The organism is Kitasatospora sp. NPDC054795, assembly GCF_053611565.1.
In genome coordinates this window covers 36362-54652 of sequence record NZ_JBSHAP010000059.1, presented here as the reverse complement: position 1 = coordinate 54652, position 18291 = coordinate 36362, and the positions used below count along the sequence as shown (strand labels likewise).

The window sequence follows — 18291 nt, the reverse complement described above, 5'->3', positions numbered from 1 at the left end:
GAGCCGGCCGGCGCCCGGCTCCGCGCGCGCCCCCCTGCCGCCCGCACGGAGGTGGCCGGGGTACGGGCGGGGGCGGTGCCCGGCGATTTCGTCGCCTCCCCCGCGCGGGGCGGCGACGGAGGGGTTGGGTAGCCTCCGGGGATGGTCTCCTCCCCCCGTGCCGTACGGCCCGTCACGCGGCTCGTCGACGGGCTCGTCCACGCCTACACCCCCCACGCCGGCGCCGTGGGCGCGCTGGCCCCGGCGGCGTCCTTCCGGCCCCTGCCCGGGGACGAGGTCGTGGCCCACGCCGTCGCCGCGAGCCTCGACCGCGCCTACTGCACCACCCTGGACGCGGCCGTGGGCGTGGCGGCGGACGGCACCCAGCTGTGGCGCTCGCGGTTCGAACCGCAGGCGGAGGAGGTCTTCGGCCACCGACCGGACTGCGAACTGTCCCCGGACGGGCGGGTGCTGTGGGTCTACCGGCCCGACGCCATGGCCGGCCGCGGCCGCCCGGACCAGTGGGTCGCCCTGGACGCCGCGACCGGCACGGTCCTGGCCCGGGCCGACCTGGAGACCGTCGGGCACGGCGCCGTGCAGCTGGCGCACCCGGCGAGCGGCCAGATGCTCCTCAACGTCGGCGAGGGGCAGGACGGCACCGTGATCCACCGCGCGTCGCTGACCGGCGGCCGGATCGAACTCGCCCGCTACCCCTGGGACGACCGCTGCCTCATCGACCTGTCACCCGACGGCCACCGGTTCCTGACCGTCGACCACGCGCAGAACGACCTCGCCGTCCACGCCTTCCCCGGCGGCGACGTGCTGTTCACCCGCACCGCCGCCGACTTCGGGCACGACCCGGACACGGTCTACCTGGAATGGAGCGGCGGCCACCTGAGCGCCGACACCATCGTCGCCACCCTCGTCGGCCAGGACGAGGACGAGGAGGACTGGTTCCGCCACTACCGCCTCGACGCCCGCACCGGCCGCGTCCACGGCCCGTTCGACCCCCGCACCGAGGACCCGGACGACATCCACCCGCTCGGCGACGGCTCCTGGCTCACCACCGGCCCCGACGGCCACCCGCTGCGCCACACCGGCTCCTGACCCCGCACCGGGAACGGACCCCGTGAACGGCCTCCCGGCGTTCGCGCGCGCACGCCTCGCGGTGAACGGCCACCTGCCCGTGCCCGGCCGCCGGCCCCGCGGCGGCCGGTCCGTTCAGTGGGCCGTGCGGGCGGCGGCGCGTTCGTAGATCGCCCCGCCGGGGATGTACCAGCCGGCCTTCTTGCGGACCGCCGGGCTCGGGTCCCGCTCGTGGCAGGCCCGCAGGGCCGCCACGGCCCGCTCCTCGGCACGGGCGAAGCGGCCGACGAGTTCGGCGGCCCTGGACCGCACCTGCGGGTCGGGGTCGTCGGCCAGGTGGCGCAGCGCGGGTTCCAGGACCCGGTCCGCGCCGGGTGCGCAGGTGTCGCCCTTGCACCGGTCGCAGGCCAGGGCGTGGAAGGCGGCGATCCTGACCCCGGCGTCGGGGTCGTCGGCCATGGCGATGAGCTGGTCCATGGAGTCGGTGTCGACGAGGTGGTCCAGCAGTCGGCAGCAGCCCTCCCGGACGGCCGCGTTCTCGTGGGCCAGGCCGGTGCGGACGGCGCCGAGCGCGCTCTCCCGGCGCCGCAGCAGTTCCCGGTAGGCGGCCACGGTGCGCTGGGGGTCGCCCAGGCAGGAGACGAGGGCTTCGTTGTCGGTCCTGACGAATCCGAGCATGCGTCCAGTGTCCGGCCGCACGGCGGGGCCCGGCAACGGGATTTCCCCGCCGCCGCCACGGCCGTTCACGACCACTGCCCGCCGTTCGCCGCCGCGCGGCCGTCTTCTCCGAACGGGTTCCCCCTGCCTGCACCGGGGCGGCCCCGGGGCGTTCGGGTCGGGTGCGTGCCACGCCCGCACGGGGGGTCGTATGCCATATTGCGGACATAGTTCCGACGAAAGGGCATGTCATGAAGTTCGCAGTCATCGGCGGCACCGGGCTGATCGGCTCACAGGTCGTCAGGAACCTGAACGCCGCCGGGCACGAGGCGGTGGCGCACGCGCAGTCCACCGGGGTCGACGTCATCAGCGGGCGGGGGCTGGAGGAGGCGGTGGCGGGGGCCGACGTCGTCGTCAACCTGACGAACTCCCCGACCTTCGACGAGGCCTCCCCCGCCTTCTTCCGGACCTCGATGGACAACCTCCTGGCCGCGGCCCGCAAGGGCGGCGTCGGCCACGTCGTCATCCTCTCCATCGTCGGCACGGACCGGGTGCCGGAGCTGGACTACTACCGGGCCAAGGCCCTCCAGGAGGAGATCCTCGCGGCCGGGCCGATCCCCTACTCGATCGTGCGGGCGACGCAGTTCATGGACTTCGTCGACGCCGTCCTGTCCTGGACCGCCGACGGCGACACCGTCCGGCTGCCCGCCACGCCGATCCAGCCGATCGCCTCCAAGGACGTGGCCGCCGAGGTGGCCGCGGTCGCGGCGGGCGCCCCGCTGAACGGCATCCGCAACATCGCCGGCCCCGAGGTCTTCCCCCTGGACGAGCTGGGCCGCATCACCCTGGCCGCCAAGGGCGACCCCCGCACCGTCGTCACCGACCCCACCGCCGGCATGTTCGCCGCCGTCCCGGGGGACGTCCTCACCGACCGGGGCGCCCACCTCGCCCCCACCCGCTACGCCGACTGGCTCTCCTGACCCGCCCGCACCCCCGCCGGGCAACCCGTCAGGCGCACGCCCCGGAATCCGGTCGCGGCCGGTCAGGCGGCGGACAGGCGCAGCGTGAACGGCGACCCGTGGGCGGTGGGCGTCCAGCCCTTCGAGCGCGCGCAGCGGATGCCCGCGGCGACCTCCCGGGGCATGACCACCTGCCGCGGCACCGCCTGCGGGGTCCTGGCGGTGGGCCGGCCGGTGTCCACGACGAGCGTCGTGCCCGGGCGCGCGGCGTCCTGGACCGCGTAGCCCAGGGTGGTGCCTTCGTAGTCGCAGCACCAGTGCTGTCTGCGGACGCGCCAGCGGTACGTCACGCCGTCGACGACGATGCGGCGCGCGCCCTTCCCGGCCAGTGCCACGGTGGTGCCTCCCTCCCGGTCCCCGGTCCGTCCGCCGGTCCGCCGGTCCGTCCGTCCGTCCGTCCGTCCGTCGGGAGGAAGTCTCCCGGTGCGGCGCGCGCTTGTCGCCGGGTTTCCCGGTGCCGTGGCCCGGCCCTGCGGCCTCCTAGCGAGCGAGGCGCCCGAGGAGGGCGGAGGAGGCGGCGATGCCCAGGAGGGTGGCGAAGGCGAGGACGGCGAAGTCCAGGGGCAGGTGGGAGGGGGTGCCGATGAGCAGGCCGCGCAGCGCGTCGACCTGGTAGCTGAGCGGGTTGGCCTTGCTGACGGCCTGGAGCCAGCCGGGCATCAGGGCGATCGGGTAGAGGGCGTTGGAGGCGAAGAACAGCGGCATGGTGATGGCCTGGCCGATGCCCATCAGGCGGTCGCGGGTGAGCACGATCCCGGCGATGGCCATCGACAGGCAGGAGAAGAACGCCGAGCCGAGCAGGACGGCGGCGACGACGCCGAGCAGCCGCAGCGGGTTCCAGGTCATGGCGACGCCGAGGGCGGCGGCGATCAGCACCACCACCGCGGCCTGCAGGACGGCCTTCACTCCGGCGGCGAAGGCCTTGCCGGTGACCAGGGCGGCGCGCGGGGTCGGGGTGACCAGCAGTTTGGTGAGGACTCCGGAGTCCCGCTCCCAGATGATCATGATGCCGTAGAAGATCGCGATGAACATCGCGGACTGGGCGATGATGCCGGGCGCGAGGAAGTCCAGGTACGGGATGCCGCCGGTGGGGATCGCCTTGAGGCGGGTGAAGGTCTGGCCGAAGATCAGCAGCCACAGCGCCGGCTGGACCGCCCGGGTGTACAGCTCGGTGCGGTCGTGGCGCAGCTTCTGCAGTTCGACGGCGCACATCGCGCCGATGCGGGCGGGTACCAGGCGCCAGCCGGTGCGGGCGCGTGGGGGCACCAGCAGCAGGGACAGGTCGGGGCCGGCGTCGGTGGTACCGGTGGCGGTGGCGGGTTCAGCCGACGCGGCCTGCGGTGCGGCGGGTTCGGCGGACATCGCTGAAGTCTCCTTCGGTGGCGTCGGCCAGTTGCCGGCCGGCGAAGTGGCGGAAGACGTCGTCGAGGGTGGGGTCCGGCCGGGCCGGGTCGGCCCGGTGGACCTGCTCCTTGAGTTCGGCGGGGGTGCCGAGCGCGCGGATGCGGCCGCGGTCCATGAGGGCGATGCGGTCGCAGTGGCGGTCGGCCTCGTCCATGTAGTGGGTGGTGACCAGGACGGTCATGCCGGTGGCGGCGCGTACGGCGTCCACGCGTTCCCACACGCCGGTGCGGGCGATCGGGTCCAGGCCGATGGTGGGTTCGTCCAGGACGAGCAGGCGCGGGGCGCTGACCAGGGCCTGGGCGAGTTCGAGGCGGCGCACCATGCCGCCGGAGTAGGTGGCGGCCATCCGCTCGGCGGCCTCGGTGAGGTCGACGGCGGCCAGTGCCTGGGCGACGCGGCGGGCGCGTTCGGCGCGGGGTACGTCGAAGACGCGGGCGAACAGGGCGACGTTCTCGCGTCCGGTCAGCCCGGCGTCGGCGGACAGCTGCTGGGGGACGTAGCCGAGCAGGCGGCGCACCTGCATGGGGTGGCGGGTGGCGTCGTGGCCGAAGACGCGGACCATGCCGGTGCCGACGGGCAGCAGGGTGGTGATCGCGCGGATGGTGGTGGTCTTGCCGGCGCCGTTGGGGCCGAGCAGGCCGAACACCTCGCCGGTGCGCACGGTCAGGTCGATCCGGTCGACGGCCCGGGTGGTCTTGCCGTGGCCGTGGCGGAAGACGTACTCCAGGCCCTGGCACACCACCGCGTCCTCGGTGCTCATGGCTCCTCCTCCCCGCAGGCTCCTCCGGGTGCTGCGGGTGATGCGGGCGTAGCGGGCAGGGTGCGCAGGCCTTCGGCGACCTGGCGCAGGGCGGGCAGGGCGGCGGCCAGGGCCTCGCGCCGGTCGGCGGGCAGGCCGGCGACGACGTCCTCCATCAGCGCGCGGCGGCGCCGGCGCCAGGCCTCGATCCGTTCGACGGCCTCGGGGGTGGCGTGCAGGAGGGCGGCCCGGCGGTCGGCGGGGTCGCTCTCGCGGCGCAGCAGGCCGAGGGCGACGAGCTGGTTGACGAGGGTGGACACCGAGTTGCCGGCCAGGCACAGCTCCTCGGCGGCTTCGGAGACGCGCAGTCCGGGGGTTTCCGTCACCAGGCGCAGCAGTTCGACCTGGGCGCCGCGCAGGCGGGGTTCGTCCATCGTGTGCCGCAGGCGGCGGCGGACCAGGCGCTGGATGCCGGCGAGGAGGGTGGAGAACTCGTCCGCCGGCGCGACGTCGAGCGTCTGCGGCTCTGTCGCGGTCATACCCTCATTTTAGCTCTCAGTGAGAGCTATCCGCCGAGTCGTGCGCGTCCGTTTCCGGCCCGCCGCGCGGGTGGCGGGCCCGGCTGCGGGCCTTGCGGTGGGGGCCGTCGCCGGCGCCGTCGTCCTGCGGTGCGTCGAAGGCGACCCCCGTAGGCCGGTTCGCCGTCCTCGGCCCGTCGGTTGCCGGTTGCGGCCCGTCCCGCCGCGGGTCGCGGACCACGGTGACCCGGGTGCCGGGGCCGGTGCACCCGCCGGTGCACCGGCCGCAGGCGGTTCGGGCGGGTTTCAGGCGGCGCGCTGGCCGTGGACGAGCAGGGGCAGGGTGCGGTTGGCGAGGGCCTCGTTGACGCGGGCGGCCTGGGAGGGGGCCATGATGTCGGGCAGGTCGCGGGCGGGGACGAAGCGGGCGCCGAGCAGGCCGCTCCCGTGCCGGGGCGGGACGGCGAGGCGGGTGGCGTCGGGGACGGTGCCGCCGTCGAAGACGAGGTTGAGGCGTTCCAGGAAGCGGTCGGCGGGGGTGAAGTCGACGGCGAGGACGTCGCCCAGGCGCAGGTGGAGGCCGGTCTCGGCGTGGAGGTGCCGGGCGGCGGCCAGGTGCGGGGATTCGTTGGGGCGGGCGGCGCCGCCCGGCAGAATCATGCCGTCCATGTAGTCGGGGTCGACGAGCAGGACGTCGCCGCGCCGGTTGCGGACCAGGACGAGGCAGCCGAGCCGGCAGACGGGGGGCTCGGCGAGCAGGCGGGGGTCGTGCACGGGGGTGTCGCTTTCAGTCGTCGAAGGTGAGGCGCTCGTAGCGCAGGCCCTTGCGGAGCAGGTCGACCATGCGCAGCAGGTCGAGGGGGCGGGCGGTGAGACGGAGGAGGTAACTGCACGTCATGCGGCCGGTGTTCCAGTCGACTTCGAGGGTGGGGGGCCGCACGCCGCCGAGGGCGAGGACGGTGGTGAGGTCGTCGAGGACGTCGGCGGCCTGCCGGCGCTGCTCGGCGGTGGCGCGGGGGAGGGTGGAGGACAAGGGGCTCACTCCCCCGGCCGCTTGTGGGCCTCGAAGACGCGCCAGGCGCTGTAGGCGTCCCCGAAGAAGGTGAAGAAGGCGAGTTCACCGGTGGACTGGCGCAGCCACTCGCCGGTCATCTCGTTGCGGACCCGGTAGCGGTCGGCCCTGGTGTCGAACCGGACGCCGTAGCCAAGGAGTCGGGGGGCTTGGTCGTGGGGCATGGGGAACCCTCTGCGATCGGAGTTTCACGTTCTGTAGGGAAAGGGTTGCGGAAGGACCCCTTCCTGCGGAAGCATCTGAAGTCGCCAGTTCAGTTTGGTTCAGTTGGGAAGCCTCATGAACCGCAAGGATCTTGACCCCACGTCATCTCCTTATGCTCCCCTCGGGATTCAGCTCCGCCGCTTCCGCGATGCGGCCGGGATGACACAGGACGAGTTCGGAGAACTCATCTCCTACTCCGGCTCCTACATCTCCAGCATCGAACGCGGTGCTCGACGGCCGAGCCGCCGCTTTGTGGAGATCGCGGACAAGGCTCTCACCACGGGCGGAACGCTCGCTCTGATGCTCGACCAACTCGAACACAGCATCTTGATAGAGGGTTTCCCCGAGTACGCCGAGCGGGAGGCCGAAGCCACCGCGCTGCGTCTCTTCGAGATCGGTGTCGTCACCGGGCTCCTTCAGACCCCGCAGTACGCAGCCGCCTACGAGCAGGCCTTCGTCCGGCGTGGCGCCGTAAGCCAACAACAAGCCGACGAACGCCTACGCTTTCTCCTCGCCCGCCAGGAAAAGGTCAACCGGCCCTCCCCACCTCACATCCATGCCGTGCTCGACGAGTGGTGCCTACGGCGCCCCATCGGCGGACACACCGTGATGGCCGGACAGTTGGCCCACCTGGAGCGCCTGGCCAGCGAGCCGAACCTGACCATTCAGGTCACCCCGATCAGCCTTGGAGAGAACCGGCCGTTCGCGCACCCGGTGACGCTCCTCACGATGCCGAACCGTTCACTTCTCGGCTATTCGGAGACTCACCAGCGTGGCTTTCTGGAGCGCAACGCGGAAACCCTTGCGGGCTGGGCCAGGGAGTACGATCGGCTCCAGGTTGAGGCGCTGCCGCTGGCTGCGTCGCTTGAGCTGATCCGCGCGGTACGGAAGGATTTTGAAAGTGCATCTTGACCTATCCGGCACTCGCTGGCGCAAGAGCTCCTACAGCGGCGGCGGCGGCCAGTGTGTCGAGGTGGCCGACGGCTTCACCGGCATCGTCCCGGTCCGCGACTCCAAGGACCCCGGCGGCCCGGCGCTCCTCTTCCCCTCCCCCGCCTGGCAGTCCTTCGTCACCGCCGTCCGCACCGGCGAGTTCGACACCCCCTGATCGCACCCCAGGCGCCGCGGCCCCGGCCCGGGACTGCGGCGCCGAACCCAACCCCCGGCACGGGAAGTCGGCCCCGCCGACATCCCGTGCCATCGCCCGGCCGGGAGGTGCCGCCGTGAACATCAGCACCCCAGCGGTGACCGGAACCCCGAGGACCTGAGGCCCTGAGGCCCCAAGGGCCCGGCGGCGGGTTCGGTGCCGGGCGGGCCGGCGACGGCTACAGGCCCGCCCGGGTCAGCAACTGGTCCATGCGCTCCGCGGGAAGGAACGGCGAGGCGGCGGCGGCCTGCGCGACGTGTTCGGAGGGGTCGGCGAGGAGCCGCAGCAGGGACAGGAGCGGGAGGTTGCGGTGGGAGGCGACCGCCCGGCGCACACGCTCCTCGGAGTCGCCGGCCAGCTGCTCGGCGAGTTCCGGGGGCAGGTCCGGATCGCGGGGCGCCAGGGAGCGCAGCCGGGGCCCGGGGTCGGTGGCGAAGCGGCGCAGGGTCTGCGGGGGGAGCTGCAGGACCTGCACCCTGTCCCACCAGAACGTGAACTTGTCGCGTCCTCGGTAGCGGCGCTCGATGTCCTCGGCGGTCGCCGGGTCGACCAGGTGCGGGGCGGTGTGCGCCATGGTGAGGCGGACCGTCTCCGCCTCGTCGGCGAGCAGTCGGGCCACCGCGTCGGCGGGAAGGTCCTTGCTGCGGGCCGCCGAGAGCCGGAAGCAGACGTAGGGCGAGTCGAGGTGCGGCAGCGGATCGTCCGTCACCCACGGCAGGTGCAGCATCCGCAGTTCTGTGGACGCGGCGACGTCCTCGTACCACCGCAGGACCGCCTCGTCGTCGGCGTCGGGGTCCGGCTCGGCCGTCGAGTGCGACAACTCGTGGACCGAGGTGTGGATCCGTGCCCGCTCGTGCTCCGGCGTGTCCGGCCGGACGAAGACCTTCACCCGCACGCTCAGGGCCGGATCGGCGGCCAGGGCCTCGCGCAGCGACGGCGGCAGGTCGGGGTGCCGGGCGAGTTCGGCGCGCACGCTGCTGTCCGGGTCCTCGGCGAGGCGCCGGGCGGTGTCCGCGTCGAGGACGGCGTGGATCACCGCGCCGGCCCGGGTCACCGGGTCCGCCAGCAGCGCCGGCAGCAGGTCCGCGGGCGGTACCGGATGCGGCAGCCGCGCGAAGTAGGTGGAGCAGGCCGCGGCGCGGACCTGCGGCTCGGGATCGGTGAGCAGGATCCGGCGCACCGCCTCCGGTGCCTGCGTCCAGTGCTTCCCCAGCGCGACGCGGACCGCCGGGGCAGGGTCGGCGGCGAGGCGGGCCCGCAGATCGGGCGGGGTGCCGTCCTTCTGGGCCAGGTACTCGCGGACCTTCGGGTCGGGATCGTCGACGAGCTGCTGCAGCATCTGCCGCGGCGCGGTCGCGGCACGGCTGGCGAGCGCGGCCCGTACCCCCTCGTCCGGATGGGCGGCCAGGCACAGCCGGAAGCGGTGCGGCAGCCGGTCGTTGAGGGCCAGGCTGTGCAGGAGCCAGTGGTCGTCGGTCGCGACGATCTCGTCGATCATGTCCTCGGTGAGGTCCGGACGGCCCGCCACCTTCCCGAACCCGTGCCGCCGGGCGAACAGCCGCCGGACCATCGCGGCGGGCAGGGCGGGGTTCACCTCCAGCCCGTCCAACACGTGGTCGAGGTGGACCGGATTCAGGTCGTCGGCGTCCATGCGGCCAGGGTGTCAGGCGCTCTGCGATGCGCGGACGCCGGGCCCGGCCCGCACACCGGCCCGGCCCGCTCGACCCCCGGGTGCGGCGGCGGCGCCGGCGGCCGCGGCGGGCGGTGTCGGTGGCATCGGGCAGAATGTCCGCCGTGGCAGCCCCCTCCCCCGCTTCCCGTCTGGTCACGCAGGCGGCCCGTGACGTCCTGCGCCCCCTGGGGCTGCGACAGCGCGGACGCTCCCGGACGTGGATCGACGACCGGGGCTGGTGGCTGGGGGTGGTGGAGTTCCAGCCGTCGAGCTGGAGCCAGGGCTCCTACCTCAACACCGCGGTGATGTGGCTGTGGCAGGACTGCGACCGCCTGGAGTTCCACGTCGGCGGCCGGGAGGCCGGCCACGAGGCGTTCGAGGACGAGGAGCGGTTCACGCCCCTCGCGGCGGGACTCGCGCACCGGGCCGCCGACCGGATCGTCGAGTACCGCGCCCGGTTCGCGGACCTGCCGAGCACCGCCCGGCACCTGACGGCCCACCCCGCGCGGCGCGGCAACCCGTGGGACAACTACCACGCCGGCATCGCCGCCGGGCTCGCCGGTGACGCCGCCACGGCCCGCGACCGGCTGACCCGGGCCGTCCAGCAGCTGTCCGGCACGGACATTCCCTGGATGGTCGACGCCCACCGCAGCGCCCTGGAGCTGCGCGACCTGGCCGAGGACACCGGCGCCCTCCACGCCTGGGCGGCCGAACGGATCTCCTCGTGCCGGCGCAGGCTGAAGCTCGGGCCGCCGCCCGCGGGGATCCCCGAGGGCCTCCCGCCGCTGTGAGCACCCGCCCCGGTCAGGCCCGGGCCGCGGAGCCGGCGCGGGCGGCACCCCCGGCGCCGACGGCACGCAGGGCGCGTTCCGCGGTCTCCCGGTGCTCGCCCACCGGGGCCACGTAGTCGAGGACGGCGCGGGCGGCGTCCTCGCCGAGGGTGCGGGTGATCACCCAGGTGGCGAGGTACTGGGAGGCCAGGCAGCCGCCCGCGGTGGCGATGTTGCCCTCCGCGTGGAAGGGCGCGTCCAGGACGGTGACGCCGCGGGCCTCGACGAACGGGCGGCTCGTCAGGTCCGTACAGGCCGGCATGGCGCCCAGCAGGCCGAGGTGGGCCAGCACCAGCGCGCCGGAGCACTGGGAGCCGATCAGTTGCCGCGCGGGGTCGAGCGGCAGCCGGGCGAGCAGCGGCGCGTCGGCGACCACGTCACGGGTGCTCACCCCGCTGCCGATCAGCACGACGTCGGCCTCGGTGACGAACCCGATCGGGCGCTGCCCGGCGACCTCGACACCGTTCATCGAGGTCACCCGAGGCGTGGGCGTCGTGATGAAGGCCTCCAGGCCGTCCTTGCGGCAGCGGTTGATCAGTGCGGAGGCGATGAAACTGTCGAGCTCGTTGAACCCGTCGAAGGTGACCACGGCTACCTGCACCATCACACCACTCCCTCATGCGGCATCGGATGTCCGGCTGCGCCCAGTGTGCCGTGCGCCGCCCGCATCCGCGGGTCCTGTCGCGGGTGCGGGCGGCGCCCCGGGACCCTGTTCGGGGCTCCCCGGGGGCCCGGCCGGGAGCGGCGCCGGTGCGGGCCGCCCACTCGGCTTCCCCGGCGGGCCGGGCGCATGCGCCGGTGTCCGGGCCAAAGGGATGGGGCGGGCGGCGGACCGCAGCGGGCCGGTGGGTGCCCTGCGGCGGGTGGGGTTCAGACGGCGACGAAGCGGCGGTGGCCGTCGGTGGCGAGGATGCGGCCGAAGCGCATGCCGGGGAAGTGGGCGGCGACGAGGAGGTCGTCGGTGTCGGCGGCCCGGTCCGCGATGCGGTTGCGCGCGGCGGAGGCGGCGGCGGGGTCGATGTCCCAGACGACCTGCCAGTCGCGTTCGGCGAGTTGGACGACGGAGTGGACGACGTCGCCGAGCAGCAGGGCGCGCCGGTCGCCGGAGGAGAGCACGTAGACGGTGGTGCCGGGGGTGTGGCCGGGGGTGTGGAGGGCGTCGATGCCGGGGGCGAGGATGGTGTCGGTGTCGAAGAGTTCGAGTCGGTCCTCGACGGGGGCGAGTTTGGCGACGGCCTCGGGGGGTGCGCAGTCGCCGGTGACGAAGTGCTGCCAGTCGGCGCGGTGGGCGCGGTAGGTGGCGTTGGGGAAGACGGGCCGGCCGTCGACGGAGGCCCAGCCGACGTGGTCGAAGTGGAGGTGGGTGAAGAGGACGTCGGTGATGTCGGCGGGGGTGGCGCCGTGGGCGGCGAGCGAGTCGAGGAGTGCGCCGCCGCGGTACTTGCCGTCGTCGTGGGGGCCGACTCCGGCGTCGACGAGGACGGTGCGCTGCCCGCTGCGTACGAGGAAGCCGCCCAGGGGCAGGGTGAGGGTGCCGTCGGGTTCGAGGTGGTGGCGGTGGCAGGCCCAGGGGTCGTCGGTGCCGGGGCGGGTGAGGATGTCGGCGGCGCGTTCGCTGCCGGTTCCGTCGGTGATCGCCTGGACGTCGATGTCGCCGATCCTCATGTGCGTGCCCTCCTGTGGCCGGCTGTCGGTGTGCCCGCAGCGGACCGGGGTCCGTTCGTGGGCTGTCGACGGCAACCTTCCCGGGCGGCACGGGATTCCCGCGCTCGGCGCGCCGGGGGGGGCGGGCCCCGCCGTCCCCTTGCCCGGGGGGGGGGGACGGCGGGGCCTTCCTGCCACCCTGCGCCAGGTGGTCGGTGGTCCCTCGTCAGACGGTGGCGAGGGCGGGGGCCGGCGCGGCGGCGGCCGCGCCGGGGGCCGGTGCGGCGGGCGCGGCGGCGGCGGCGGTGGTGGCGGGCCGGGTGAGGCAGTCGTCGGTGAAGGCGAGGGCGCGCAGGTGGTAGGGGCGGGCGGCGTGGCCCAGGGAGAGGTTGTGTCCGGCGCGGTGGGCGGTGACCAGGTGGGCCAGGCCGGTGGGGAAGGCGGCGGTCAGGGCGGCGCGGGAGGCCTCGTCCAGGCGCCACCAGTGTTCGTGTTCGGCGAGGGTCAGGCGCACGGGGACGCGTACGCGGGCGGCGAGGGCGCTGTAGCGGGCGGGCCAGGTGGCCAGTTCGCGGGATTCGAGGGCGGGGACGGGGGTGAGCAGGGTGCGGGCGGCGTGGAAGGTGCCGGGCGGGTAGAGGTTGAGGGGGCCCCAGTTGAGGCGGCCGCCGCCGGCGAGGTCGTCGGGGCGCTCCCAGGCGCCGGGGGCGTAGTGCTGGGCGAGGCCGGAGATGTCGCAGCCGAGCAGGGGCAGGCGGGGGTGGTCGGGCCAGTGGGCGGCGAGTTGGAGGGCGATCTTGCCGCCGAAGGAGTGGGCGAGGAGTTGGACGCCGGCGCCGGTGTCGTGGGCGCGGGCGTAGTCGGTGAGGGCGGCGTGGAGGGTGGCGGCCTGGTCGGCGATGAGCTGGCCGGCCGGCAGGCGGTGGGCGGAGGCGCCGTGGCCGGGGCGGTCGACGGCGAGGACGGTGTAGCCGAGGTCGGCGGCGAGGGTGAGCAGGCTGGTGTCGGGGTGGGCGGGGCCGGCGAAGTAGGCGGCGCGCATGCCGCGGCCGTGGACGGCGAGGACGACGGCTTTGGGGGCGCGGTTCTCGGGTTCGGCGACCAGGGCGGACAGCGGGATGCCGGCGGCGTCCAGGACCAGGGAGCGGGTGCGCAGGTCGTTCCTCACGCGGCGACTCCGGTGCGGGCGTTGTCGAGGTCGGCGAGCCAGCCGGTGAGGTCGGGGTTGCGCATGAGGGAGGTGCCGATGAGCAGTGCGGCGTAGCCGGCGTCCAGGAGGCGGGCGGCGTCGGCGGGGTCGGTGATGGCGGAGGCGGAGACGGGGGCGCGGCAGCCGGCCGCGCGCAGGGCGGGCAGCAGGCGCAGGCTGCGGCCGAGGTCGCCGCGGTCGCGTTCGCGGGTGCGGATGTCCTTGTTGTTGACGGCGACGACGCAGTCGGCGATGCGGGGCAGGGTGTCGAGTTCGCGTTCGTCGGTGATCTCGACGAAGGGGGTCAGGCCGAGGTCGAGGGCGCTGGTGACCAGGCGGGCGAGGGAGGTGGCGGGCAGCAGGGCGGCGGTGAGCAGGACGGCGGAGGCGCCGAGTGCGCGGGCGGCTTCGAGTTGGGCGGGGCGGGTGAGGAAGTCCTTCTGCAGGACGGGCAGTTCGGTGGCGGCGGTGACCTCGCGCAGCAGGCGGGGGGTGCCGCCGAACCAGCGGCCGGTGACGACGGACAGGCAGGGGGCGCCGGCCTGTTCGTAGCGGGTGACGAGGTCGGTGACGGTGCGCGGGCCCAGGAGGTCGGTGCCGTGGGGGTCGCGGAGTTTGACTTCCATGACCAGGGGGCGGGCGGCGGTGAGCAGCGCGTCGATGAAGCTCGGGCTCATGCGGTCGTCTCCTGGAGGCGCGGGTGCCAGGCGCGGGTGAGGGCGGTGACGTTCTCGTGGGTGAAGCGGCCGGTGCGGTCGCGGGCGGCGGAGTCGATGTCGGCGCCGGCGTAGAGGGGGTGGTCGGTGATGGTGCGGTAGGTGTCGCGGTTGGTGGTGCTGAGGCCGCCGGCGAGGAGGAAGGGGATGGTGAGGCGGGGCAGCAGGGCGTGGACGTGGGCGGGGTCCAGGGGTTGGCCGGTGGAGCCGACGCGGCCGTCGTCGGTGACGGTGTCGAGGAGGAAGAGGTCGCAGCCGGCGCGGGCGAAGGCGCCGGTGAAGGCGCGTTCGAGGCAGCGTCCTCGGGAGAGGTGGAGGACTTTGACGAGGACGGCGTAGGGCAGGTGTTCGCGCAGTTCGGCGACGAGGGCGGGGCTCTGGTAGGCGTGGAGCTGGATCCAGCGGATGCCGGTGGCGCGGGCGAGGGCGGCGAGGGTGGGGGCGTGGTCGAGGAAGGTGACGAGGACGGGTTCCAGGCCCAGGCGGATGGCGGTGGCGGCGAGGTCGGCGAGGCGGTCGGCCTCGAGGTCGGCGGGGCCGCCGGGGATGCCGTGCCACAGGCCGACCAGGGTGGGGCCGGTGTCGGCGAGGAGGGTGAGGTCGGCGCGGGTGCGGGCGCCGCAGACTTTGAGGTGGCCGCTGCGGGTGGGGGCGAGCGGGGCGGCGGGGGCGGTCATTTGCCGAGTCCGAGCATGGCGGCGATGCGGTTGTACTGGATCTCGTTGCTGCCGGAGTAGATGGTGCCGGCGACGGCGTTGCGCACGTCCTTCTCCAGTCCGTATTCGGACATGTAGCCGTTGCCGCCGAAGACCTGGACGGCGGCCAGGGAGGTGGCGAGGTTGGATTCGCTGGTGAGGAGTTTGGCGATGGCCATGTCGACGGTGACGTTGTCGCCGGCTTCCAGTCGCTGGGCGGTGTCGTACAGCCACTTGCGGGCGGTTTCCAGGCGGATCTTGGTGTCGACGATCTTGTTGGCGACGGACTGGTAGGAGCCGATGGGTTTGCCGAAGGACATGCGGGTCTTGGCGTAGTCGAGGCAGCGGGCGAGGCGGTGCTGCATCTCGCCGGTGTTGACGATGAAGGTGTAGAGAATCTCGCGTTTCATGACGTGGTCGAGGACGAGGAAGCCGCCGCCGACGCGGCCCAGGACGCGGTCGGCGCCGACGCGGACGTCGTCGAGGTAGAGCTCGGAGAGGGGGGAGGTGCGCAGGCCCATCTTCTTGACGGGGTTTCCGGTGGTGAGGCCGGGGGTGTCGGCGTCGACGAGGAAGGCGGTGACGCCGAGGGCTCCGCCCTGGGGGTGGGTGCGGGCGTAGACGACGACGACGTCGGCGACGGGGCCGTTGGAGACGAAGGTCTTGGAGCCGTTGAGGACGAAGTGGTCGCCGTCGCGTACGGCGCGGGTGCGCATCTGCATGGCGTCGGAGCCGGATTCGGACTCGGTGATGGCGTGGGCGCCGATGGCGTCGCCGGAGGCGATGCGGGGCAGGTAGGCGTCCTTGAGGGCGGGTGAGCCGAAGGCCTGGAGGGGGACGCCGGTGGAGGCCATGGAGGTGGTGACGGAGAAGTTGAGGCCGCCGTCGCGGCAGGTGTGGCCGAGGCCTTCGAGGACGTACATGGTGGTGAGCAGGGACTGGCCCAGGCCGCCGTGGCGTTCGTCGAAGGGCAGGGAGAGGATGCCGGTCTTCTGGATCAGGCGCCACTTGTCGTGGGAGAAGGCGGCCTGTTCGTCGCCTTCGATGTGGCCGGCGCTGAGGTCGTCGCCGAAGCGGGCCAGGCCCTCGCGCAGGGCCGTCTGGTCGGCGTTCCAGCGGATCATCGGGGGTGCCGCCTTCCTCCCGGGCCGTCGGGGCCCGGGGTGGCAGGCCGGCGCCCGGTGGCGCCGGCTGACGTCGGTTCCAGGGCCCGTGCGGGGGCCCGGGCCCCCGGGCGGTGGGTGGGGGCTGCGGGCCCCGGTGGGGCGCGGGGTGCCTGGCGGGGGTGCCTTGGTTTCTGGGTCCTGTCCGGTCGATCTCGCACGCCCGGCAAGATCGGCCGGACAGGGCCTAGTAGGCGGAGGAGGAGTGGGCGTCGAGCTGGTGGACCTCGTCGCCGCGCAGGGCCGGGGAGAAGACGCAGACCAGGCGCAGGTCCTCGTGGGGGCCGGCGACCAGGTAGTGGGCGTCGTGCTCGTCGAGGGCGTAGAGGCGTCCGGGGGTGATGGGGTGGGAGTTGCCGTCCATGTCGATGACCTCGCCGGAGCCGGCGATGCAGTAGCAGGCCTCCAGGTGGTTGCGGTACTCCAGGCGGGACTTGGTGCCGGCGTTGACGATGGTGTCGGTGAGGCTGTAGCCGAGGTTGTCGCTCTCGACGAGGAAGCGGCGGGACAGGCCGTTGCCCCACTCGACGGTCTTCACGTCGGCCAGGTCGCGGATCAGCATGCGGGTTGTTCCTCTCGGGTGGTGGTGCCGGGGGTGGTGGGGGTGTGCGCGGTGGTGCGGGGTCCGCCTCTTGCGTCCGGGTGAGGGGGGCGGGCGGGGCGGAGGTCGGTGAGGAAGGCGCGCAGTTCGGTGACGGCGTCCAGGCCGTGGGCGGCTGCGTGTTCCAGGCGGGCGACGGCGGCGGAGCCGACGATGGCGGCGTCGGCGCCGGCGGCGGTGACGGCGTCCAGGTCGGCGGCGGTCCTGACGCCGAAGCCGATGGCGACGGGGGTCGCGGGGGCGGCGGTGCGCAGGGTGGCGACGGTGGTGGCCAGGGCGCGGTGGCCGGTGGTGGGGGTGGTGCCGGAGCGGCCGTAGTGGGCGACGAGGTAGACGTAGGCGCCGGTGGCGTCGCGGGCGGCGGCGGCGAGGACGTCGGGGGCGGAGGCGGGGTAGCAGGTGGTGACCTGCGGGAGGCCTTCGTCGCGCAGGGCCTGCTGCCAGGCGGGGCGCAGGCGTGGGGGCAGGGCGTGGACGAGCAGGGCGCGGGCTCCGGCGGCGGTGGCGGCGCGCGCGGTGGCGGCGGGGTCGCGGTGGCGCAGGCTGTGGCTCCAGTCGGCGAGCAGGACGACCTTGAGGTGGCGCAGCCGGGGGGTGAGGTCGGTGAGGTCGGCGAGGACGGTGTCCCAGGTGGTGCCGGTTTGCAGGGCGCGGGCGGCGGAGCGGCGGATGACGGGGCCGTCGGTGGGCGAGTCGGGGAAGGGGACGGCGAGTTCGAGGACGTCGACGCGCTGCTCGTCGAGCATGAGGGCGAGGTCGGTGAGGCGGTCGGCGGGGTCGCCGGCGTTGAGGAACAGGGCGAGGCCGGGGCGGTCCCGGGGGAAGAGGGGTTCAGGCACGGGTGGCCTCCGGTCGGCGGGCCGCCGGGTCCGGGGCGGCGGTCTCGGCGGCCGGTGGCGCCGGTGCCGCGGGTGGCGCCGGGCGGGCGGGGCGGGCGGGGCGGGCGGGTGCGGTGGCGAGGTGTTCGGCCAGGGCGCGGGGGGTGCCGTCGGCGAGGGCGTCCAGGGCGGCGTCGTAGGCGGTGTTCCAGTGGGTGTGGCGGCCGGAGGCCAGGGCGAGGGCGGCGGCGTTGAGGGCGATGGTGCGGGTGGCGGTGGTGCCGGCCTGTCCGGCGAGGGCGCGCAGGAAGTGGCCGGTGAGGTCGCCGGGGTGGGGGGCGAGGTCGGCGAGGGTGCCGGTGTCGGGGGCGACGCAGCCGGCGGGCAGGTGGACGGTGCCGGTGGGGGTGTGCAGGGTGTTGTCGGCGAAGGGCAGGAGTTCGTCGGCGCCGGTGCGGTTGTGGGCCAGCCACACGGTGCGGGCGGGCAGGCGGGCGGCCAGGGGGCGCAGGGCGTCGAGGGCGGCGGGGGTGGAGACGCCGGTGAGCTGGGCGGTGACGGGGACGGTGGCGAGCAGGGGGCCGAGGGTGTTGAGGAAGGCGCCGAAGGGTTTGAGGGTGAGGGGGTAGAGGGTGCGGGCCAGGCGGGTCAGGGGCGGCGGGTAGACGTGGGGGCCGGCGAAGGCGATGTTGTGGCGGGCGAGGTGGTCGGCGGTGGCGGCGTGGCCGGAGGTGAGGGTGATGCCCAGGCGTTCCAGGAGGTCGACGGAGCCGGCGGCGCTGGTGTAGGCGCGGGAGCCGGTCTTGACGACGGGGATGCCGATGGCGGCGGCGGTGAGGGCGGCGGCGGTGGAGAGGTTGAAGGTGGCCGGTCCGCCGCCGGTGCCGACGATGTTGACGCTGTGGGGGTGGGCGGGGCCGGGGTGGGGGGTGCGTTCGGTGAGCGTGGTGACCAGGGCGGCGAGGGTGTCGGGGTCGGGCAGGCGGGTGGTGAGGCCGGCCAGCAGGGCCGCCGCCTGGGCCCGGTCGGTGTCGGCCGGGCCCAGGGTGCGGTGTTCGAGCTGGTCCCACCACGAGTGCCAGGCCTCGGCGTCGACGGGGCGGGCGGCGAGGAGCGCGGTGAGGGCCGGGTGCACGGG

At 74.5% G+C, this 18291-nt stretch carries 23 protein-coding genes; 5 read left to right on the top strand and 18 right to left on the bottom strand.

What is annotated here, in order from left to right:
* The first annotated feature begins 141 nt into the window (after positions 1 to 141).
* On the top strand, positions 142 to 1086 hold the full coding sequence (locus ACWGJO_RS21920; RefSeq protein WP_452186055.1) for a hypothetical protein: 945 nt from the start codon (positions 142 to 144) through the stop codon (positions 1084 to 1086).
* 114 nt (positions 1087 to 1200) lie between these two features.
* Here ACWGJO_RS21920 and ACWGJO_RS21915 read toward each other — a convergent pair whose 3' ends face one another.
* Positions 1201 to 1743: a HEAT repeat domain-containing protein gene (locus tag ACWGJO_RS21915; RefSeq protein ID WP_452186053.1), complete on the bottom strand. Its 543-nt coding sequence runs from the start codon at positions 1741 to 1743 to the stop codon at positions 1201 to 1203.
* Positions 1744 to 1973: 230 nt separating this feature from the next.
* Here ACWGJO_RS21915 and ACWGJO_RS21910 point away from each other — a divergent pair, with 230 nt between their 5' ends.
* On the top strand, positions 1974 to 2702 hold the full coding sequence (locus ACWGJO_RS21910) for an SDR family oxidoreductase (protein WP_452186050.1): 729 nt from the start codon (positions 1974 to 1976) through the stop codon (positions 2700 to 2702).
* Between the two features lie 62 nt (positions 2703 to 2764).
* Here ACWGJO_RS21910 and ACWGJO_RS21905 read toward each other — a convergent pair whose 3' ends face one another.
* The 7 genes from ACWGJO_RS21905 to ACWGJO_RS21875 form a co-directional block, all read right to left on the bottom strand.
* Entirely contained in the window at positions 2765 to 3076 is a 312-nt protein-coding gene (locus ACWGJO_RS21905) for a hypothetical protein (protein WP_452186048.1), read from the bottom strand.
* Positions 3077 to 3221: 145 nt separating this feature from the next.
* A complete protein-coding gene (locus ACWGJO_RS21900; RefSeq protein WP_452186046.1) occupies positions 3222 to 4103 on the bottom strand; it encodes an ABC transporter permease in 882 nt (293 codons plus the stop codon).
* A complete protein-coding gene (locus tag ACWGJO_RS21895) occupies positions 4063 to 4905 on the bottom strand; it encodes an ATP-binding cassette domain-containing protein (protein WP_452186044.1) in 843 nt (280 codons plus the stop codon). The genes ACWGJO_RS21900 and ACWGJO_RS21895 overlap by 41 nt, the downstream gene beginning before the upstream one ends.
* The gene (locus tag ACWGJO_RS21890; RefSeq protein WP_452186042.1) at positions 4902 to 5423 is read right to left on the bottom strand and encodes a MarR family winged helix-turn-helix transcriptional regulator; all 522 of its coding nucleotides are present in this window, start codon (positions 5421 to 5423) and stop codon (positions 4902 to 4904) included. The genes ACWGJO_RS21895 and ACWGJO_RS21890 overlap by 4 nt, the downstream gene beginning before the upstream one ends.
* 285 nt (positions 5424 to 5708) lie before the next feature.
* Positions 5709 to 6176 (bottom strand): NUDIX domain-containing protein, encoded by a 468-nt coding sequence (locus ACWGJO_RS21885; protein ID WP_452186040.1) that lies wholly within the window; start codon positions 6174 to 6176, stop codon positions 5709 to 5711.
* A 13-nt stretch (positions 6177 to 6189) separates the two neighbouring features.
* Positions 6190 to 6435 carry a hypothetical protein gene (locus ACWGJO_RS21880; RefSeq protein ID WP_452186038.1) on the bottom strand — a complete coding sequence of 82 codons (246 nt, stop codon included), beginning with the start codon at positions 6433 to 6435 and terminating at the stop codon, positions 6190 to 6192.
* A 5-nt stretch (positions 6436 to 6440) separates the two neighbouring features.
* Positions 6441 to 6638 (bottom strand): hypothetical protein, encoded by a 198-nt coding sequence (locus ACWGJO_RS21875; protein ID WP_452186036.1) that lies wholly within the window; start codon positions 6636 to 6638, stop codon positions 6441 to 6443.
* 115 nt (positions 6639 to 6753) lie between these two features.
* Between ACWGJO_RS21875 and ACWGJO_RS21870 the strand changes: the two genes are divergently transcribed.
* Together ACWGJO_RS21870 and ACWGJO_RS21865 are read left to right on the top strand one after the other, a co-directional pair.
* Positions 6754 to 7590, top strand: coding sequence for a helix-turn-helix domain-containing protein (locus ACWGJO_RS21870; protein ID WP_452186034.1), 837 nt, complete (start codon positions 6754 to 6756; stop codon positions 7588 to 7590).
* The gene (locus ACWGJO_RS21865; protein ID WP_452186032.1) at positions 7580 to 7786 is read left to right on the top strand and encodes a DUF397 domain-containing protein; all 207 of its coding nucleotides are present in this window, start codon (positions 7580 to 7582) and stop codon (positions 7784 to 7786) included. Before ACWGJO_RS21870 ends, ACWGJO_RS21865 begins: the two co-directional genes overlap by 11 nt.
* A 217-nt stretch (positions 7787 to 8003) precedes the next feature.
* Here the strand turns inward: ACWGJO_RS21865 and ACWGJO_RS21860 are convergent, their stop codons facing one another.
* Entirely contained in the window at positions 8004 to 9476 is a 1473-nt protein-coding gene (locus ACWGJO_RS21860; RefSeq protein ID WP_452186030.1) for a hypothetical protein, read from the bottom strand.
* Between the two features lie 143 nt (positions 9477 to 9619).
* Between ACWGJO_RS21860 and ACWGJO_RS21855 the strand changes: the two genes are divergently transcribed.
* Positions 9620 to 10288, top strand: coding sequence for a hypothetical protein (locus ACWGJO_RS21855; protein WP_452186028.1), 669 nt, complete (start codon positions 9620 to 9622; stop codon positions 10286 to 10288).
* 13 nt (positions 10289 to 10301) lie between these two features.
* Here the strand turns inward: ACWGJO_RS21855 and ACWGJO_RS21850 are convergent, their stop codons facing one another.
* From ACWGJO_RS21850 to ACWGJO_RS21810, 9 genes are all read right to left on the bottom strand, one after another.
* A complete protein-coding gene (locus tag ACWGJO_RS21850; protein WP_452186026.1) occupies positions 10302 to 10931 on the bottom strand; it encodes an AraC family transcriptional regulator in 630 nt (209 codons plus the stop codon).
* A gap of 266 nt (positions 10932 to 11197) precedes the next feature.
* A complete protein-coding gene (locus ACWGJO_RS21845) occupies positions 11198 to 11992 on the bottom strand; it encodes an MBL fold metallo-hydrolase (protein WP_452186024.1) in 795 nt (264 codons plus the stop codon).
* 205 nt (positions 11993 to 12197) lie between these two features.
* Positions 12198 to 13139 carry an alpha/beta hydrolase gene (locus ACWGJO_RS21840; protein ID WP_452186022.1) on the bottom strand — a complete coding sequence of 314 codons (942 nt, stop codon included), beginning with the start codon at positions 13137 to 13139 and terminating at the stop codon, positions 12198 to 12200.
* Entirely contained in the window at positions 13136 to 13837 is a 702-nt protein-coding gene (locus tag ACWGJO_RS21835) for an indole-3-glycerol-phosphate synthase (RefSeq protein WP_380546407.1), read from the bottom strand. The genes ACWGJO_RS21840 and ACWGJO_RS21835 overlap by 4 nt, the downstream gene beginning before the upstream one ends.
* Positions 13834 to 14553, bottom strand: coding sequence for a phosphoribosylanthranilate isomerase (locus ACWGJO_RS21830; RefSeq protein WP_452186020.1), 720 nt, complete (start codon positions 14551 to 14553; stop codon positions 13834 to 13836). Before ACWGJO_RS21830 ends, ACWGJO_RS21835 begins: the two co-directional genes overlap by 4 nt.
* Positions 14550 to 15695 carry an acyl-CoA dehydrogenase family protein gene (locus tag ACWGJO_RS21825; protein ID WP_452186018.1) on the bottom strand — a complete coding sequence of 382 codons (1146 nt, stop codon included), beginning with the start codon at positions 15693 to 15695 and terminating at the stop codon, positions 14550 to 14552. Before ACWGJO_RS21825 ends, ACWGJO_RS21830 begins: the two co-directional genes overlap by 4 nt.
* 226 nt (positions 15696 to 15921) lie before the next feature.
* Positions 15922 to 16296, bottom strand: coding sequence for an ectoine synthase (locus ACWGJO_RS21820; RefSeq protein ID WP_359911895.1), 375 nt, complete (start codon positions 16294 to 16296; stop codon positions 15922 to 15924).
* Positions 16290 to 17174, bottom strand: a complete 885-nt coding sequence (gene trpA, locus ACWGJO_RS21815; RefSeq protein ID WP_452186016.1) for a tryptophan synthase subunit alpha — start codon at positions 17172 to 17174, stop codon at positions 16290 to 16292. Before trpA ends, ACWGJO_RS21820 begins: the two co-directional genes overlap by 7 nt.
* The gene (locus tag ACWGJO_RS21810) at positions 17167 to 18288 is read right to left on the bottom strand and encodes a hypothetical protein (RefSeq protein ID WP_452186014.1); all 1122 of its coding nucleotides are present in this window, start codon (positions 18286 to 18288) and stop codon (positions 17167 to 17169) included. The genes trpA and ACWGJO_RS21810 overlap by 8 nt, the downstream gene beginning before the upstream one ends.
* Between the last annotated feature and the right edge of the window lie 3 nt (positions 18289 to 18291).

Coding starts and splice junctions, on each gene's coding strand:
- ACWGJO_RS21920 (WP_452186055.1), top strand. CDS start 142: ATGGTCTCCTCCCCCCGTGCCGTACGGCCCGTCACGCGGCTCGTCGAC.
- ACWGJO_RS21915 (WP_452186053.1), bottom strand. CDS start 1,743: ATGCTCGGATTCGTCAGGACCGACAACGAAGCCCTCGTCTCCTGCCTG.
- ACWGJO_RS21910 (WP_452186050.1), top strand. CDS start 1,974: ATGAAGTTCGCAGTCATCGGCGGCACCGGGCTGATCGGCTCACAGGTC.
- ACWGJO_RS21900 (WP_452186046.1), bottom strand. CDS start 4,103: ATGTCCGCCGAACCCGCCGCACCGCAGGCCGCGTCGGCTGAACCCGCC.
- ACWGJO_RS21895 (WP_452186044.1), bottom strand. CDS start 4,905: ATGAGCACCGAGGACGCGGTGGTGTGCCAGGGCCTGGAGTACGTCTTC.
- ACWGJO_RS21890 (WP_452186042.1), bottom strand. CDS start 5,423: ATGACCGCGACAGAGCCGCAGACGCTCGACGTCGCGCCGGCGGACGAG.
- ACWGJO_RS21875 (WP_452186036.1), bottom strand. CDS start 6,638: ATGCCCCACGACCAAGCCCCCCGACTCCTTGGCTACGGCGTCCGGTTC.
- ACWGJO_RS21870 (WP_452186034.1), top strand. CDS start 6,754: ATGAACCGCAAGGATCTTGACCCCACGTCATCTCCTTATGCTCCCCTC.
- ACWGJO_RS21860 (WP_452186030.1), bottom strand. CDS start 9,476: ATGGACGCCGACGACCTGAATCCGGTCCACCTCGACCACGTGTTGGAC.
- ACWGJO_RS21850 (WP_452186026.1), bottom strand. CDS start 10,931: ATGGTGCAGGTAGCCGTGGTCACCTTCGACGGGTTCAACGAGCTCGAC.
- ACWGJO_RS21845 (WP_452186024.1), bottom strand. CDS start 11,992: ATGAGGATCGGCGACATCGACGTCCAGGCGATCACCGACGGAACCGGC.
- ACWGJO_RS21835 (WP_380546407.1), bottom strand. CDS start 13,837: ATGAGCCCGAGCTTCATCGACGCGCTGCTCACCGCCGCCCGCCCCCTG.
- ACWGJO_RS21830 (WP_452186020.1), bottom strand. CDS start 14,553: ATGACCGCCCCCGCCGCCCCGCTCGCCCCCACCCGCAGCGGCCACCTC.
- ACWGJO_RS21825 (WP_452186018.1), bottom strand. CDS start 15,695: ATGATCCGCTGGAACGCCGACCAGACGGCCCTGCGCGAGGGCCTGGCC.
- ACWGJO_RS21820 (WP_359911895.1), bottom strand. CDS start 16,296: ATGCTGATCCGCGACCTGGCCGACGTGAAGACCGTCGAGTGGGGCAAC.